The organism is Pseudarthrobacter naphthalenicus (assembly GCF_029076445.1).
GTDB classification, from domain to species: domain Bacteria; phylum Actinomycetota; class Actinomycetes; order Actinomycetales; family Micrococcaceae; genus Arthrobacter; species Arthrobacter naphthalenicus.
Window position 1 is genome coordinate 354,810 of the sequence record NZ_JARESG010000001.1, and the last position, 16,773, is coordinate 371,582.

Annotated in this window: 10 protein-coding genes; 7 read left to right on the forward strand and 3 right to left on the reverse strand. The window is 67.0% G+C overall.

From position 1 onward, the window contains the following. Positions 1 to 255: 255 nt before the first annotated feature. Positions 256 to 966 carry a 3'-5' exonuclease gene (locus PY310_RS01710; protein WP_275212411.1) on the reverse strand — a complete coding sequence of 237 codons (711 nt, stop codon included), beginning with the start codon at positions 964 to 966 and terminating at the stop codon, positions 256 to 258. Between the two features lie 63 nt (positions 967 to 1,029). Here PY310_RS01710 and PY310_RS01715 point away from each other — a divergent pair, with 63 nt between their 5' ends. The 3 genes from PY310_RS01715 to PY310_RS01725 all read left to right on the forward strand — a co-directional run bounded on the left by PY310_RS01715 (position 1,030) and on the right by PY310_RS01725 (position 8,332). Beyond that, the gene (locus PY310_RS01715) at positions 1,030 to 1,446 is read left to right on the forward strand and encodes an MGMT family protein (protein WP_275212412.1); all 417 of its coding nucleotides are present in this window, start codon (positions 1,030 to 1,032) and stop codon (positions 1,444 to 1,446) included. A 134-nt stretch (positions 1,447 to 1,580) separates the two neighbouring features. Beyond that, on the forward strand, positions 1,581 to 4,811 hold the full coding sequence (locus PY310_RS01720) for an ATP-dependent helicase (protein WP_419095438.1): 3,231 nt from the start codon (positions 1,581 to 1,583) through the stop codon (positions 4,809 to 4,811). Next, positions 4,808 to 8,332 carry an ATP-dependent helicase gene (locus PY310_RS01725; protein ID WP_275212413.1) on the forward strand — a complete coding sequence of 1,175 codons (3,525 nt, stop codon included), beginning with the start codon at positions 4,808 to 4,810 and terminating at the stop codon, positions 8,330 to 8,332. Before PY310_RS01720 ends, PY310_RS01725 begins: the two co-directional genes overlap by 4 nt. Here PY310_RS01725 and PY310_RS01730 read toward each other — a convergent pair. Continuing rightward, positions 8,319 to 9,749 (reverse strand): macrolide 2'-phosphotransferase, encoded by a 1,431-nt coding sequence (locus tag PY310_RS01730; protein WP_275212414.1) that lies wholly within the window; start codon positions 9,747 to 9,749, stop codon positions 8,319 to 8,321. The genes PY310_RS01725 and PY310_RS01730 overlap by 14 nt on opposite strands. Before the next feature lie 168 nt (positions 9,750 to 9,917). On the opposite strand from PY310_RS01730, the gene nudC reads away from it, so the two are divergent. The 3 genes from nudC to PY310_RS01745 all read left to right on the forward strand — a co-directional run bounded on the left by nudC (position 9,918) and on the right by PY310_RS01745 (position 13,833). Then, positions 9,918 to 10,940 carry an NAD(+) diphosphatase gene (gene nudC, locus PY310_RS01735; RefSeq protein WP_275212415.1) on the forward strand — a complete coding sequence of 341 codons (1,023 nt, stop codon included), beginning with the start codon at positions 9,918 to 9,920 and terminating at the stop codon, positions 10,938 to 10,940. Positions 10,941 to 11,038: 98 nt separating this feature from the next. Further along, a complete protein-coding gene (locus PY310_RS01740; RefSeq protein WP_275212416.1) occupies positions 11,039 to 13,174 on the forward strand; it encodes an ATP-dependent DNA helicase UvrD2 in 2,136 nt (711 codons plus the stop codon). Continuing rightward, positions 13,171 to 13,833 carry a M48 metallopeptidase family protein gene (locus tag PY310_RS01745; protein WP_275212417.1) on the forward strand — a complete coding sequence of 221 codons (663 nt, stop codon included), beginning with the start codon at positions 13,171 to 13,173 and terminating at the stop codon, positions 13,831 to 13,833. The genes PY310_RS01740 and PY310_RS01745 overlap by 4 nt, the downstream gene beginning before the upstream one ends. A gap of 9 nt (positions 13,834 to 13,842) precedes the next feature. Here PY310_RS01745 and PY310_RS01750 read toward each other — a convergent pair whose 3' ends face one another. Further along, positions 13,843 to 15,315 carry a zinc-dependent metalloprotease gene (locus PY310_RS01750; RefSeq protein ID WP_275212418.1) on the reverse strand — a complete coding sequence of 491 codons (1,473 nt, stop codon included), beginning with the start codon at positions 15,313 to 15,315 and terminating at the stop codon, positions 13,843 to 13,845. A gap of 131 nt (positions 15,316 to 15,446) precedes the next feature. On the opposite strand from PY310_RS01750, the gene PY310_RS01755 reads away from it, so the two are divergent. Beyond that, complete coding sequence (locus PY310_RS01755; RefSeq protein ID WP_419095436.1) at positions 15,447 to 16,640, forward strand: YlbL family protein; 1,194 nt, start codon at positions 15,447 to 15,449, stop codon at positions 16,638 to 16,640. Positions 16,641 to 16,773 lie beyond the last annotated feature (133 nt).

Genomic DNA, 16,773 nt, shown 5'->3' on the forward strand with positions numbered 1-16,773 from the left:
ACAGGGACGTCGGGAGCCTTGCTCCCAGGACGCCGATCGGCCGGGACGGGAATACCGCAGAAGATAATTATCTCATTCCCGGCTTTCTGCCGGTTCCACCGCACAAATCGAGTGAGTCTTAGAGCTTCATCGAATATTACGCAGCGCAGGACAGTGCCCGTCCTTCACTTGAACGGACGTGGCCGCACGGACCGAATTGCCCGGGGGGTGCGGTCCCCGCCCTGCCGTTTCCGTCAGAACGTGAGTTAGCTCTCGCTAGAAGTCACCTCGGCTGGCATCTTCCGGAGGAAGCACAGGCCATTCCCCTTCGATGACAGCAGTGGGTTTGGCCTTGCGCAAATAGTTCTGAAAATCTGCCGCCTGGCTCACGGCCCAGTCCTTCTGCAGCTCGTGCAGCTGGCTGGCCGGCATCTTCAGCTTGGGGAATTTGACCGTCATCGCGTCCAGCATCCTGAGCGTGGCAAGGGCGTCCGCTGCCGAAGTGTGGGCGTTGTCCAGGTTGATGCCGTACTCCTCGCACAGAGCCGTCAGCGTGCGTTTGCCCTTGCGGTAACGGTCAACCTGCTTATTCATGATGTAGGGGTCCAGAACGGGAAACCGGGTGAGCTGGCGGACGCCATAGCGGGCCGATTCCGCTGCCAGGACCGTAAAGTCGTAGCTGGCATTGAAGGCTATGACCGGGATTCCGGCGTCGAACAGTTCCTGCAAAACGGTGGCCAGCTCGGCTGTGACTTCGTGGGCAGCGCGCCCCTCACTGCGGGCCCGCTCGGTGGTAACACCATGGACCTCGCTCGCTTCAGCGGGAATCTCAACCCCCGGATCCGCAAGCCATTCGTGTTCCTTGATTACGTCCCCCTGATGGTCCACCACAGTCACGGAAGCTGTGACAATGCGCGCGGCACGCGAATTCCGTCCAGTGGTTTCAAGGTCGAAGGCGGCGCGGGGAAGTGTGTTCCAGGTGGTCATGCTTCAACGCTACCGGCCGGCACTGACAGGATCGGTCAGCGCCACTGCAGCTAGTCTGGATCCATGCGGATTGAGTACGTCGAGGCGGTGCTGGCCTTGGTTGAGCTTGTGCCGCCCGGGACCGCACTCGCGTACGGGGATGTGGCGGAATTGCTGGGATCCGGGGGGCCCCGCCAGGTTGGCCGCGTTATGAGCCACTACGGCAGCTCCGTCCCGTGGTGGCGGATCCTTAAGTCCAGCGGGCATGGTCCGGCTGGCCACGAAGCTGAAGCTCTCCGCCACTACCTGCTCGAGGGGACGCCGCTCCTGGGCCGCCCCGATGACTATCTTCGCACCGGCGAGGGCCGCTGGCGGGTTGACTTGACGGCTGCACGCTGGGCGCCGCGGGAGGACGAGTTCGACCGGATTGATGCGATTGCGGAGCACCTGGAGCGGCGGCTGCATAGATTGTCAGTGGCTGATGATGGAATGTCTGTGTGACCCTAACAATTCCCGATCTTGATCCGGCCGAGCACTCCGGCGGTGCGGCCAGCCCGGCTTCACCGCCGGAACACCCCGGCGGCACAGGCCTCAGGCTTCTCCCGCCGCGGCAGGCCCATGCCGAGCTTCCGGTCCTGTCCGTGGATCAGCGCGAAGCTGTGGAGGTGCCTCACGGTTCAGGACCGGTGCTGGTGCCCGGCGCACCCGGCACCGGAAAGTCCACGGTCCTGATCGAAGCTGCCGTCCGCCGTGCAGTGCAGGACGGCGTGGATCCGGAACGAATCCTGATCCTGGCACCGGGCCGCCTGGCGGCCGACTCACTCCGGGACCGGTTTACCGCACGGCTGGACAGGAGCCTGAGCACCACGCCGGCCCGCACCTGGTCCTCCTATGCTTTCGACCTGATGCGCCGGGCGAAGGCCGAGGGAATCCTTCCGCTCCCGCGTGCGCCGCGCCTGCTCTCGGGTCCGGAACAGGACCTCATCATCAAGGAGCTGCTGGAAGGCCACCGGCTGCCCGGCCTGGAGCTGTCCTGGCCTGCGGACCTGGAAACGGCATTGGAAACGCGGGGCTTCCGGCACGAAGTGCGCCTGCTCTTCGACCGAATCATCGAATCCGGCCGTACCGCAGCGGACCTTGCCGACCTGGGCCGTCAATGCGGCAGGCCGGACTGGCTTGCCGCAGCAGCGCTGTACTCGGAATACCGGGACGTCCTTGACCTGCGGATGCCCGAAGCCTTCGACCCCGCCGGCATCATCACCACGGCCCGGCAGATCTTCCAGGACGAGCCCGGGTTCCTGGCCGCCGAGCGCGAACGGCTGCAACTGATCCTGGTGGATGACGTGCAGGAAGCAAACCCCGCTGTTTACGAACTGCTCGCTGATATTGCCGGCGGCAAGGACTGCTTCGTAGCGTTCTCACCGGACACCGTGGTGCAGGGCTTCCGCGGTGCCAGGCCGGATCTGGTCGCCGACCTTCCGCAGTTGCTGGCAGGGGAGTCGGGCGTCCTGGAACGGCCGCTTTGGCACACCCACCGGCACACTCCCGCAATCGCCCAGGCCTGGCTCGGCGTGGCCGCCCGGATCTCGCAACGCGCAGGTGGGCAGCTGGCCCGCCGGCTCGAGCAGCCCGCACCCGCGGCAGGATCTGCGGACACCGGAACCGCCGTCGTCGGCACCCTCCCGACTCCCCCGGGAGCAGTAGAAGCGCACTTGATCCCTTCCCCGGTGCATGAGTTGCGCTACGTGGCCCAGCGCATCCTGGACCAGCACGTCAACCACGGCCGGGACCTCGCCGAGATCGCGGTGATTGTCCGAAACGGCGGCCAACTCAGCGAACTGCAGCGCTACCTTTCGGGGCAAGGGATCCCGGTCCGCGTGCCGGTGGCCGAGTCTGCGGTCCGCGACGAAGTGGCTGTGCGCCCCTTGCTGGACGCTTATGCCATTGCCCTTGACCCCTCCCTGCTGACCCCGGAGGCGGCCGTCGCGCTGCTGACATCCCGGATCGGGGGCGCTACCTCGATTGAACTGCGGCGCCTCAGGCAATCCCTCCGGCGCGAGGAACTGCAAGGCGGCGGGGGACGGACCAGTGATGCCCTGCTGGTCGAGGCACTCCTGGAACCCGGAGCGCTGCTGACCCTTGGAATGGAGGGCCGGTCAGCGCGCCGGACCGCCCGCATGATCCAAGCGGGGCAGCATGCTGCGTCCCAACCCGGTGCCAACGCCGAGTCAGTTCTCTGGGCGCTCTGGCACTCCACCGGGCTGGCCAACCAGTGGACGGGATCCGCCTTGTCCGGCGGATCCCACGGTGCGCGGGCCGATCGCGATCTCGACGCCATGATGGCGCTCTTCCATACTGCGGAGCGCTATGTGGACCAAATGCCTGGCGCGGGCCCTGAGCAGTTCCTCGAATATCTGCTCAACCAGGAACTGCCCATGGACACACTGGCGGCCCGTGCCCAGGTGGACGACGCCGTCGAGCTGATGACCCCGGCCAGTGCCGCAGGCCGCCAGTGGCCCGTGGTCATTGTGGCCGGACTGCAGGAGGGCGTATGGCCCAACACCAGGCTTCGCGGCGAGCTGCTGGGCAGCAGCCTGTTCGCTGACGCCGTGGAGCACGGGGTCAGCTATGCCCTGCAGCTGGATCCGCTCAGCAGGCTGCGGGAAATCCGCTACGACGAACTGCGCAGCTTTTCGACGGCGGTTTCGCGGGCGGAGCAGCTGCTGATCTGCACGGCCGTCTCCTCGGAGGATGACCAGCCCTCGTCCTTCCTCGACTACGTGGCACCCCTCGAACCTGGCCGCGAGGGCAGGGGATTCACCCAGGTGGAGCGGCCCATGACGCTGCGCGCCCTTGTGGCCGAGCTGCGGCAGTATGCGCAGCTGGACGGCAGGTTTGAGCCGGAGGCCGCCGAGGCTGCGAGGGTCCTCGCCGAACTGGCAACCGCGGAACCACCCGTGCCAGGCGCCCACCCGGACAGCTGGTGGGGGTTGCTGCCCCTCAGCACGGCGGAGCCGGTGGTCCCACCCGGCGGGACCGTCTATGTCTCGCCGTCGAAGGTCGAATCAGTGCAGAAGTCCCCGCTCGACTGGTTTGTGCAGGCCGCCGGAGGCGAAGCAGCCACGGATTTTGCCCGCAGCCTGGGAACACTGGTCCATGCCATCGCCCAGGACATGCCTGAGGCGTCGGGTGGCCAGTACGTGGCCGAACTCGTGCACCGGTGGCCCACGCTGGGCATGAAGGACAATTGGGAGGGCAAACTCGACTTCCAACGGGCCGAAACCATGGTGCGCAAGCTCGCCCAGTACGTCCTGGTGATGCGAAGCGAGGGCCGTAGCCTGCTGGGTGTTGAGCAGGACTTCGAGGTACGTCTGCCTGATCTGCCGCCGCTGCAGGCGGACGGCGGGGAGCCGCGAACTGCCATCCTCCGCGGACAGGTTGACCGGCTGGAGATCGATAACGAGGGAAGGCTGGTGGTGGTGGACCTCAAGACGGGCAAACGGCAACCCGGCAAGACAGAGTTGTCACGCCACCCGCAACTGGGGGCCTACCAGGCGGCAGTTCTGGCCGGCGGTTTCGCGGACGCGTCCGGTCTGGACGCTGGCCGCCCGGCGGCGGAAGCGCCCGGCGGTGCCGTGCTGGCACAGTTGGGCACCAGCACCAAGAGCCCTGGAATCCAGCAGCAGGAACCGCTGGATCCGCAGGACAACTGGGCGCTGGACATGGTCAACGAGGCGGCGGTGCTGATGTCGGGCAACAGCTTCGAAGCCCGGCATGATCCGGCCAAGGGCAGCCACGGCGGCCACGGCTGCCGGCTTCCTGAGGTATGCCCGCTCTGTGTCCGAGGCAAGCAGGTCACTGAATGAACCGGCACCGGCCTCCCGAGCCCCTCTTCAGCCCGGAACAGCTGTCCGCGCTGCTGGGTGAAAAGAACACCCCCACGCCTGAGCAGTCCGCCATTATCTCGTCCCCGTTGGCCCCCCGGCTGGTGATCGCAGGTGCCGGATCCGGCAAAACCGCCACCATGGCCGACCGCGTAGTCTGGCTCGTCGCCAACGGCTGGGTCAGGCCCGAGGAAGTCCTCGGTGTCACGTTCACCAGGAAGGCGGCCGGTGAACTGGCCACCCGCATCCGCGCCAAGCTGGCGTCCCTGCAGCGGATTGCGGCCCAGGACACTGCGCATGCAGTGTTCCCGGAGGGCCTGCTCAGCAGCGACGCCCTTGAGCCGAAGGTGTCCACATACCATTCCTTCGCGAGCGGGATCGTCTCGGATTACGGGCTGCGGCTCGGGGTGGAACGCGACGTTGTGCTGCTCGGCGGCGCCCAGGCCTGGCAGCTGGCCAGTGAGGTGGTGGAAGCGTTCGACGGCGACTATCACCACTTCAGGGCGGCCAAGTCCACGTTGGTCAAGGCAGTGATCCAACTGGCAGGTGAGTGCGCCGAACACCTGCAGGACCCGGCCGACGTCGAGGCCTGGCTGATGGCACGCCTGGGGGAATTCGAGGCGCTGCCTTATGTCGCCGGTGCCGCGAAGAACGCGTCGCAGGCCGCGACCGACCTCGCCGGCATGCTCCGGACACGGGCAAGTGTCGCCGACATGGTGGGCCGTTACACGGCGGCCAAGCGGGCGCGGGGAGCGCTGGACTTCGGAGACCTCGTGGCGCTCGCCGCCCGGGTGTCCAGGGAGGTCCCGCTGGCTGCGGAACTGGAACGCCAGCGATATAAAGTGGTGCTCCTGGACGAGTTCCAGGACACCTCCTACGCCCAGCTGGTGCTGTTTTCCCGGCTTTTCGGGGAAGGGCACGCCGTTACCGCGGTGGGGGATCCGAACCAGTCCATCTACGGCTTCCGTGGAGCTTCTGCCGGCCAGCTTTTCCATTTTGTCCGCGAATTTCCCGTCCGCATGGAACGTGACCAGGACTGCGATGCGGACGGGAAAACCGACGCTGGCCACGCCGTCTACCAGCCGGCCCCAACCTCGTACCTCACCACCGCCTGGCGCAATGGCCGTACGATACTCTCCGCCGCGAATATCATGTCCGAGGCCTTGGGCAGGGCTGGGCTACACACGGCTCCGACCGGCGCCACCCCCGTGGCGGCGGCAGTGCCTCCGCTGCAGCCCAGCCCGTTTGCGGTTGAAGGGCAGGTGGTGCTCGGACGCTTCGGCACTGACGTCGGGGAGGCGTCGGCGCTGGCCGGTGACGTCCAGAGATACCGGGTCACGGATTTCGAGCATGAAGCTGACGGCACACCGGTGCCGCCTGCCCTGGCTGTACTCTGCCGCCGCCGGGCCCAAATGGAGACCATCCGCAGGGAGTTCGAGTCGCGGGGAATCCCGTACGAAATTGTCGGTCTCGGCGGACTACTGGACACTCCCGAAATCGTCGATCTCGTGGCCACCCTGCGGGTGTTGGCGGATCCGGGGCGGTCGGACTCCCTGATGCGGCTCCTCGCCGGCGCGCGGTGGCGGATCGGCCCGGCGGACCTGATGGCCTTCCGTGACTGGTCCAGTCAACTCGCACGCCGCCGCGCACACCGCGCCGGGGCAGCTTCTCTGGATGCCGGCGGGGCGGCTGTCAACGCCGAGGAAGCTCTGGCCGACGCCGTGATTGAAAGCGACCTGACAGACGGCGCCAGCCTGGTCGAGGCGCTGGACTGGCTGCCGCGGGAGGACTGGGTTTCCGCCCAGGGCCGGGCGCTGACCTCCGAAGCGCGCGAACGGCTCGGCCGGCTCTCGGCTGAGCTCAGGCAGCTGCGGGGCTACCTCGGCGATGACCTGACCACCCTGCTCGGCGAGGTGGAACGCGCCATGCTGCTCGATATCGAAGTAGCGGCCCGGCCGGGCATCAGCATCCATCAGGCGCGGCGGAACCTGGACGCGTTCCAGGACGCGGCTGCGGGGTTCCTGCGCACTTCCCACCGGGTGGACATCCTTGCCTTCCTCGCATGGCTGGAGGCTGCCTCGGCCGAAGAAAACGGCCTCGACGCGCCGCCGCCGGAGATCAACCGCGAGGCCGTGCAGCTTTTGACCGTCCACGCTTCAAAAGGCCTGGAATGGGACGTTGTTTTCGTCCCTGGCCTGAACGCCGGCGCCTTCCCGAGCAACAAGGATTCCCGATGGAGCACCGGCGCGGCCGCCCTGCCATGGCCGTTGCGGGGTGACCGGTCGGATCTGCCGCAATGGGACACCGATCAGCCTGACCAAAAAGGCTGGCTGGATGCCGAAAAGGATTTCAAATCGGACGTCCAGTTCCACGTCGAAGGCGAGGAGCGGCGGCTGGCGTACGTCGCCTACACCAGGGCCAAGCACGTGCTCTGGGTGTCCAGCGCTGCCTGGGTCGGCTCCCGGGCGGGCCGCGCCGAGATGTCGCCCTTCCTCGCTGAGCTCGAGCAACTCGCGGGCGTCGGGGAGAAACCACCAACTGCCGGTGCCGTGGTGCATCCGTTGTCGGTGGCGGAAGAGTCCTTGCCGGAGAAAAGCCCGCTCACTGCCGAAACTGAGCTGGCTACGTGGCCGTATGACCCGCTCGAAGGGCCTGTGGATCCCCGTACGGGTGAACGCCGCCGAGTGGTTCCCGGCCGGCGGCTGGCCATGGACCGTGCGGCCGCACGCGTCCGGGCGGCGCTGGATGCACCGAATGACCTGGATGCCTCCACCGCCGGCGCGGCGGCTATTGCCGTGGAACCGGCCGCGAGGCTCCGGGGCAATGCTGCAGACTGGGCCAGGGAAGCCGCGCTGCTCCTGGAACGCCGGTCCAGGCGGGCGGGCGGACAGGACGTGCACCTGCCCGGCCACATCTCCGCCTCCACCTTGGTGGACCTGGGCGAGGACCCGCAGGGAGTAGTCGGCCGGCTCCGGCGCCCTGTTCCCCGCGAGCCGGGCATGTCGGCGCGAAAAGGCACCGCCTTCCACGCCTGGGTGGAGGAGTACTTCGGCACCGCCGGGATGTTGGACCTCGGCGAGGCCCCGGGTTCGGATGACCACATAGATGCGGCCTACGACCTGGACGCCATGGTCGCCACGTTCAAGGCCTCGGAATGGAGCGACAGGTCGCCCGCGTTTGTTGAAGTCCCGGTGGAAACCCGGGTAGGCGAGGTGGTGGTCCGCGGACGCATTGACGCCGTCTTCCTGGATCCCGACGGCCGCTGGGACCTGGTGGACTGGAAGACCGGCCGCCGGCCTTCCGCGTCACAGCTCCGTGCCAAGTCTGTCCAGCTCGCCGCCTACCGGCTCGCCTGGGCACGACTGAAAGGGGTTCCCGTGGATGAAGTCCGCGCCGCCTTCTTCTACGTGGCCGATAACCAGGTGGTACGGCCGCACGATCTGGGTTCGGCCGAGGAGCTCGAGCAGATTGTGACAGCGGCGCTGGGAGCTAGTGCTTCCTGACGTCCACCACACTGATTGCCGCGGTGGAGGTGTCTTCGGCGGTCTGGGGAGCCGGTGCATTGGTGGAGCGCGTCCCGCTGCCCTCTGCCTCGGCTTCCGCCGCATCGCTGACGGCTGTATCACCGGCAACCGTGTCACCGGCAGCTGCGTCACCGGCGGGTTCGCTGCCTGCCGGTGACACGGGCACGGGAACGTGGACCGCGGATGCTTCGCCAACAGAGGCTGCCAAGGCCTCGCCCCGGGGAACCGGGATGACCGTCACTGCCGGAACGGGAGTGACGGTGGCTGCCGGGACCGGAACACTGCTGACAGGTGGGACCGGGGCGACGGTAACGGCGGGGGACGCCGAACCGGTCGCCGCAGGTGACCGGACGCCGTCGGCCGTCGTTCCGGAAGGGACGTCACCGGCGGGAACGCCCGCACCGGCAACACCCGCACCGGGGGGAACACCCGCTTCGGCGGGGGACCGGCCGGGCAGCGGCTCAACGCTGATCGATTGGCCCCCGTACTCCTCCACATCGGCGGCCAGAGTCTCCAGCATCCCCTCAGCTTCGGCAACCATGCCTGAATCACCGGCCGCTATGCCCTTGACGAGGTACTGCGCCAGGGCGAACTCCGCCGACAGGGCGGCGCGCCGCAGCAGGTGCTGGTCCGGGGCGTCCCGTCGGCTTGCCGTGTAACTGGACAGCACAGCGTCCACGAAGTCCTGCTCGTTCGAGGCAACCAGCCACGCGAAGTCATCGGCGGGATCGCCGATCCGCAGATCGGTCCAGCCCGTTACCGCTGTAACGCGGCTGCCCTCCACCAGCAGGTTGTCCTCATGGAGGTCACCGTGAACAACGCTGGGGTTGAACCGCCACAGGGAGACATCTTCCAGGGCATGTTCCCAGCGGCGCAGGAGCGACGCCGGAATCTTGCCGGTGGTCGCCGCCTGGTCAAGTTCGTTGAGCCGGCGCTGGCGGAACTCGTTGGGGGTGTAACTGGGAAGATCCGCGTTGCTGACGAGGGAATGTGGAAGGTCGTGGATTGCGGCCAAGGCCGTTCCGATTTCCCGGGCCAACGCTTCGGGGCCGGCCGTCAGTTCCTCCACGCTGCGGGTGCTGCCACCCAGGTGGGAGTACACAAACGTGCTCAGGCTGCCGAGGCGGACACTGCCGGCAACAGTAGGCATCAGGAAGGGCAGCTCTGCCCGGATGGCCGGTGTGAACGCCCGCAGCACAAGAAATTCCGTTTCGAGCCTTGCGCTGGCCTCTGCATGCTGCGGTGACCTGACCCGCCAGCGTTTGCCTTCGGAGTCAAGGAGCAGGGCGGAGTCGAAATCGGCGGGATCGTCCGCGGCGGAGCGGACGGCGGTGGGGGTCAGTCCAGGGACTGCCGCGGTTGCAACGGCTGCCAGTTCGATCGGTTTTCTTCTCACCGTTCCACGGTAGATTGGCTGGCCTCCAACTCAATGATGTGTGGCGGCGAGTCTCCAGATACCGTGCAAATGTCGGCTCTTTTGCCACATCCTGAGGTCCTTGCCACATGTCCCGCCGATTCCTCCCGCCAAATGTAAATTGTCGGTCTGAGTCAGTACGGTGGACACATGAGTTATGCGGAGTCCGCTTTACCGGCCTACCCGGCGCAGGCAGTCCAGCTGCCGGCCAACCATCTATCCGACACGGTACTGCCGGTTCGCCCGGCCATGGTGGACCGCGGCTCCGTGGCACGTGCGCGGCCAGGCATGGTGGAAGACCTGCTGGCCAGAGACGAAACGCTGGCAGTGGTTTTGGCTGGCCGGCAGGCCCTCATCCGCACCAACGAGCTCCTGATGCCCGCGGCGCACGGACTCCTGGCCCAGCTGCGGAAGCTGGATACCGTTCCCGAACAGGTCATCTTCCTGGGTGCAGCCCTGCCGGGCTCGGATCTTCCTGCGGGCACCGACATCGTTCTGCTCATACTGCCGGACGCTATCGCTCCAGGTGAAGGCGGCATCCCGTCTGACGCCGAGTGGGCAGGATTCCGCGACATCGCCGCCGTCCTGAACCCGACCGACACCGCGCTGTTTGTGGAGGCCAGCGCCATCGCAAACTGGCACGCCACCCACACCCACTGCCCCCGCTGCGGTGTCCTCACCGTGGTGGAGGCCGGGGGCTGGGTCCGGCGCTGTCCCCAGGACAATTCAGAGCACTACCCCCGGACGGACCCCGCCATCATCGTGACGGTGGTGGGACCGGACGGCCGGCTCCTGCTGGGCGGAGGCGGACCGCTGGACGCCAAAAACTACTCCACGCTGGCCGGATTCGTGGAGCCCGGTGAATCCCTGGAGCAGGCCGTGATCCGGGAAATCCACGAGGAGGTGGGCGTCAGGATCACCAGGTCCCAGTACCTGGGCTCGCAGTCCTGGCCGTTCCCGGCCTCCCTGATGCTGGGGTTCTCCGCGGTCACGGAGGACTCCGTGGCAACGCCCGACGGCGTGGAGGTCACCCGGGCGCGCTGGTTCAGCCGGGAGGAACTGCAGGCCGCCGTACTCGCCGGCGAGATCACCATCTCCAGCCGGTTGTCCATTGCGCGCTCCCTGATTGAGCATTGGTATGGCGGCCGGATCATGGACCGCACTGACACGTGACCACGGAACTCCGGCACCTGCCCAGGCAGGCGTCGCAGCTTGCCCGGCAACCCCGGCCGCAGTCCCACTAACGGCAATACCAACCAAGAACAGCAGAAGTGACCACAGAGAATTTTGACAGCGTACAGTCCCTCGAGGAGCGCATCCTGGGCGGACTCGATGCTGAGCAGCGGGAAGTCGCCAGCACCCTCAACGGGCCGCTGTGTGTCCTGGCCGGCGCCGGCACCGGGAAGACCCGGGCCATCACGCACCGGATTGCTTATGGGGTCCACTCCGGCGTCTACAGTCCGCAGCGGCTCCTCGCCGTCACCTTCACGGCCCGGGCTGCGGCTGAAATGCGCAGCCGGCTGCGGGACCTCGGCGTGGGCAACGTGCAGGCCCGCACGTTCCACGCAGCCGCACTACGGCAGCTGCAGTTCTTCTGGCCGCAGGCAGTGGGAGGCACCTTGCCCAACCTGCTGGACCACAAAGCGCAGATGATCGCTGAGGCGTCCCGCCGCCTCAGGCTCAGTACGGACCGCGCTTCCATCCGTGACCTCGCATCGGAAATCGAGTGGGCCAAGGTTTCCATGCTGACCCCGGCCAACTACCTGGAGAACGCGCAGGACCGGGGAACGCCCGGCGGGTTTGACCTGACCGCCGTGGCCCGGGTTTTCCAGTCCTACGAGGACGTCAAGACGGACCGCAATGTCATCGATTTTGAGGACGTGCTGCTGATTACGGTCGGCATCCTGCAGGAGGACCAGAAGGTTGCCGCCACAGTCCGGGAGCAGTACCGGCATTTTGTGGTGGATGAGTATCAGGACGTTTCGCCGCTGCAGCAGCGACTCCTGGAACTGTGGCTTGGCGGCCGGGATGAGCTTTGCGTCGTGGGCGATGCAAGCCAGACCATCTACTCGTTCACCGGCGCTTCCCCCAGGCACCTGCTGGGTTTCAAGGCCCAGTACCCTGATGCCAGCGTGGTCAAGCTCATCCGCGATTACCGTTCCACGCCCCAGGTGGTCAAACTGGCCAACGACCTCCTGGCAGCGCGGCGCAGCGGCGGCCCTGTTGCCGACTCGGCCTGGGCAACCCCGCTCCAACTGGTGGCGCAGCGCCCCTCGGGTCCGGTGCCGCAGTTCACCGAATGCTCGGATGATGAAGCCGAAGCCGCCACGGCAGCGGCCAAGATCCGGGAACTGCTCGACGCCGGCACGCCAGCCAGCCAGATAGCCATACTTTTCCGCACGAACGGGCAGTCCGAAGCCTACGAACAGGCCCTGGCGGCGGCCGGAATCGGTTATCAGCTCCGCGGCGGCGAGCGGTTCTTCGCCCGCAAGGAAGTGCGGGATGCCATCCTCCAGCTGCGGGCAGCCACCCGGGCGGTGGCCGAGACGGCAACACCGGAGCCGCTGGGCCAGCTGGTCCGGGACATCGTCGCCTCCCTTGGCTATACCGAAGCTCCACCCCACAACGGCGGGGCACTTCGTGAACGCTGGGAATCCCTGGCAGCGCTGGTGGCACTCGCCGACGAACTGGTCCAGGTCCGGGGCGGGAACTTTGGGCTGGCGGACTTCGTCAATGAACTCCAGGAGCGGTCCCTGGCACAGCATGCCCCCACGGTCCAGGGCGTCACGCTTGCCTCGCTGCACGCCGCGAAAGGCCTGGAATGGGATGCTGTTTTCCTTGTGGGCCTCAGCGAGGGCCTCATGCCCATCTCCTTTGCCGACACTCCCGAGGCCGTCGACGAGGAGCGGCGCCTGCTTTATGTGGGAATCACCCGGGCACGCGAACACCTCGCGCTGTCCTGGTCCACCGCACGGACGCCCGGTGGCCGGGCCAACCGGAAGCCTTCACGCTTCCTTGACGGGCTCCGGCCCAATTCGGTGGCCAGCTCCAGCACCCGCGGCAAAGGGCCCGCCCCGCGCCGCAAAGCTGCCACCCCTGCCACCTGCAGGGTCTGCGGGAGCATGCTGGCCAGCGGCGCTGAACGCAAAGTGGGCCGATGCAATGACTGCCCGCCCAGTTACGAAGAACAGACCTTTGACGCCCTGCGGCAGTGGCGGAAGGAGATTGCCCTGGCCGCCGAGGTCCCGGCTTTTGTGGTCTTTACCGATGCCACGCTGACGGCGATCGCCGAGGCGAAGCCGTCCACGCTTGAGGAACTTGCCGCGCTGGCCGGCGTGGGCCCGGCGAAACTGGAACGCTATGGCGAGGACGTGCTGCGGGTGCTCGTTGAAAGCAGCATCCTGTGACACCCGGTAAGCGCAGCAGCCCATCAGGTCTGAGGACAACCGGCGGGGCTCCCGTGGAGGTGCGGAGATCGGCCCGGCGCACCCGGACCGTGGCTGCCTTCTGGGAAAACGGGACGGCGGTGGTGGCCATTCCGGCCAGGTTCACGGCTGCCCAGGAGTCCGAATGGGTCCACCGGATGCTGGAGAAACTGCACCGGCAAGGGGAGCGGCGAGCAGACAAAGGACGGAAACAGCCAGCCACGGACGCTGCGTTGGCAGCCCACGCCGCGCACCTGTCATCAAAGTACTTCGGCGGCAGGGCAGTCCCGACCTCGGTCCGCTGGGTCAGCAACCAGAACTCCCGTTGGGGCTCGGCGACGCCGTCGGAAGGAACCATCCGGCTCTCCGACAAACTCCGGCCCATGCCGCAGTGGGTCATCGACTACGTGCTGCTGCACGAGCTCGCACACTTGCTCGTGGCCGGGCATAATGCCGCCTTCTGGAAACTGCTGGAAGCCTATCCGGACACCATGCGCGCCAAGGCATTCCTGGAAGGCGTCTCCTACGCCACCTCCCGTGGCCTCCCCGCCGACGGCGCGTACCACGTCGACGACGAAGAACCTGCCGGCGACGAAGAACCCGTCGGCGTCACCGGGCACAGCCAAGGCGACGCCGACTAAGCACTGCGCCTAGCCTTTCGGCTGCTCCGAATCGCCGTCGTCGGCATCCGTGCCGTCTTCCCTGCTGGCGTCGCCCGTGCCGGAGTCGTCATGCCCGGATTCAGCTGCGGAATCATCGGAGTCCTCCGGGGCGGCGTCGTCGAAGCCGCCGCTGAGGAGCTTCTGCAGGGCGTCGTCCACTTCGCTGTCGCTGGCCTCGGCCAGCTTGCGGCGCCCGCTGAAGCCCTGGGGGTCATCGAGGTCCTCGGCCGTGGGCAGCAGATCGGGGTGCTGCCAGATGGCGTCCCGCCCGGCAATGCCGCGCTCCTCCTTGAGGACCGCCCACAAGGTGGCAGCGTCCCGCAGGCGGCGCGGACGGAGCTCCAGACCCACAAGGGAGGCAAAGGCATGCTCGGCGGGGCCGCCGGTGGCGCGGCGCCGCCGGACCGTCTCACGGAGGGCGGCCGCGGAGGGCAGCATCTTCTCCGTGGCCGAAGCCGTGAGCTCGTCCACCCAGCCTTCAACGAGCGCGAGCGCCGTTTCCAGTTTTTCGAGTGCCTGCTCCTGGGCAGGTGTCCGCTGCGGCATGAAGACGCCCTGGGACAGCGCTTCCTGGATGCCTTCGGGGTTGCTGGGGTCCAGGTCCCGGGCCAGTTCTTCGATGCGGGAGGTGTCGATGTGGATGCCGCGGGCGTACGCCTCGATGGCACCCAGCAGATGGCCACGAAGCCAGGGGACCTGCACGAACAGGCGTGCGTGGGCGGCCTCGCGGACGGCGAGGAACAGGCGGATGTCGGTCTCCGGCAGGCCCAGCCCTTCCCCGAAGGACGCCACGTTGGACGGCAACAGCGCCATTTCCAGGTCGGCCAGGGGCACCCCGATGTCAGTTGAACTGACCACATCGGCGGAGAGCGCGCCGATGGCCTGCCCGAGCTGCATGCCAAAGATGGCGCCGCCCATGTTCTGCAGCATGGAGGATGCCCCGCCCATCATGGACTTCATCTCTTCGGGCATCTGCTCGGTCATGGCGCTGGACAGGGCATTGGCGATGCTGTTGGCCACGGGCTCGGTCAGCCGCTTCCACGTTCCAAGGGTGGCTTCCACCCACTCGGCACGGGACCAGGCCCGGCCGATCAGGCCGGTGGCCGGGAGGTCGGTCACCGGATCGAGCCAGAGTTCGGCCAACCGCAGCGCTTCGTCCACTTCCCGGCTCTGCTGGGACGTGACGGACGGGTCGGCACTGCTGGCCGCGACGCGGCGCGCATTCTCGTGGGCGAGCTGCCAGTTGACGGGACCCTCGGAGGGGGCACTCATCATGGCCTGGACCTGGGAGAACATCTGCGCCAGCAGGTTGGGGTCATCCGGCAGGCCTGCGGCTTTCGCCAGTTCGGCGGGGTCGAAGTTCTCCATACCCTTGCCGCCCATCAGGTTCTGCAGCATCTCGGTCAATGGATCCTTCGGCGTATCATCGCCGTCGGACGGATTGAGTGGGTTGGAGGTCATGGTCCCGCCGATCGTGAGTTTGAGCGTTCACTTCACGGTACCCCGGGCCGGGACGGCTGTCTGCCCGGGAGGACGGCCGTTCGCTCTAGGCAAAGAGCCTGCTGAAGGCCCCACCGCGTAGTGTTGGTTCAGTGACTGCAACCCGTGGCGAACACCCGCACAAGGACCACTCTTCCGAGGTCGACGACGCTGCAACCGTGCATGCCGGGCCGCCTGAGGGCCCTGCCGCCGGCGTCGCCGCTGCCGGGAACTACGGCCCACCGAATCGGCGGACGGGGGACAGGCGGGTCTCCGTCATGATGCTCTCGGGAGTCCTGGCTGTGGGTCTGGGAATAGCGGCGGCCACCATTCCGGTGCCGTATGTAGTGGAACGGGCCGGCCCCACGTTCAATACGCTCGACAGGTCCGGCGATACCCCTGTCATAAGTGTCACGGGCCACGAGACCTACCCCGCGAAAGGCAACCTGGACCTGACCACGGTTTACGTCGAGGGCGGCCCCACAGGCCCGGTCAGCATTGTGGGAGTCTTCGGCGCATGGCTGGACAGGTCAAAGTCCGTGTACCCGCAGGAGCTGATCTATCCCACGGGCACCACCAAGGAGCAGGCGGAAGAGCAGAGTTCCGTGGCCATGACCACCTCCCAGGAGAACGCTGTTGCCTCGGCTCTGCGGGAGCTCAACATTCCTTTTGGCCAACAGCTCCAGGCCGCGGGCCTCTCCAACGGGTCGCCGTCGGCCGGCAAGGTCCAGGACGGTGACATTTTCGAGACCATCAACGGGAAGCCCATCACCTCGCTCACTGTGGTGCAGGAGGAACTGGCCGCCGGCAGGGGAGCGCCCGTGACCCTCGTGGTGCAGCGGGCGGGGGAGTCCTTGGCCCAGACCATTACACCCAAGGACAACGGGTCCGGCCGTTACATCCTCGGCATCATGCTGAAGTACGTGTTTACGTTCCCGTTCGACGTCAAGATCTCCCTGGACAAGGTGGGCGGCCCGAGTGCCGGGCTGATGTTCGCGCTGGGCATCGTGGACACCGTCACGCCCGGCGACCTGACCGGGGGCAAGCACATCGCCGGTACGGGCACCATCAGTCCCGACGGCACTGTGGGCCCCATCGGCGGGATACGCCAGAAGATGCTCGGCGCGCGCGCCGGCGGGGCCACACTGTTCCTCGCCCCGGCCGATAACTGCGACGAAGTTGCGGGCAATGTGCCGGAGGGCCTGCAGGTGGTCAAGGTGGAGAACCTTGACCAGGCGCGATCCGCCGTCGAACGCGCGGCATCATCCCAGGACACGGCCGGTTTGCCCTCCTGCGCCAGCAACTAGACTGAGGCCAGGAACTAAGCTTTACCGCCACTCGTGGCAGATATGACGGACGTTGCCACACGCTTGACCGGTGCCGGACGTCAACCGCACGCACGCTCTTAATGTAAATCTGACGATCAGCTATGAGGTACCG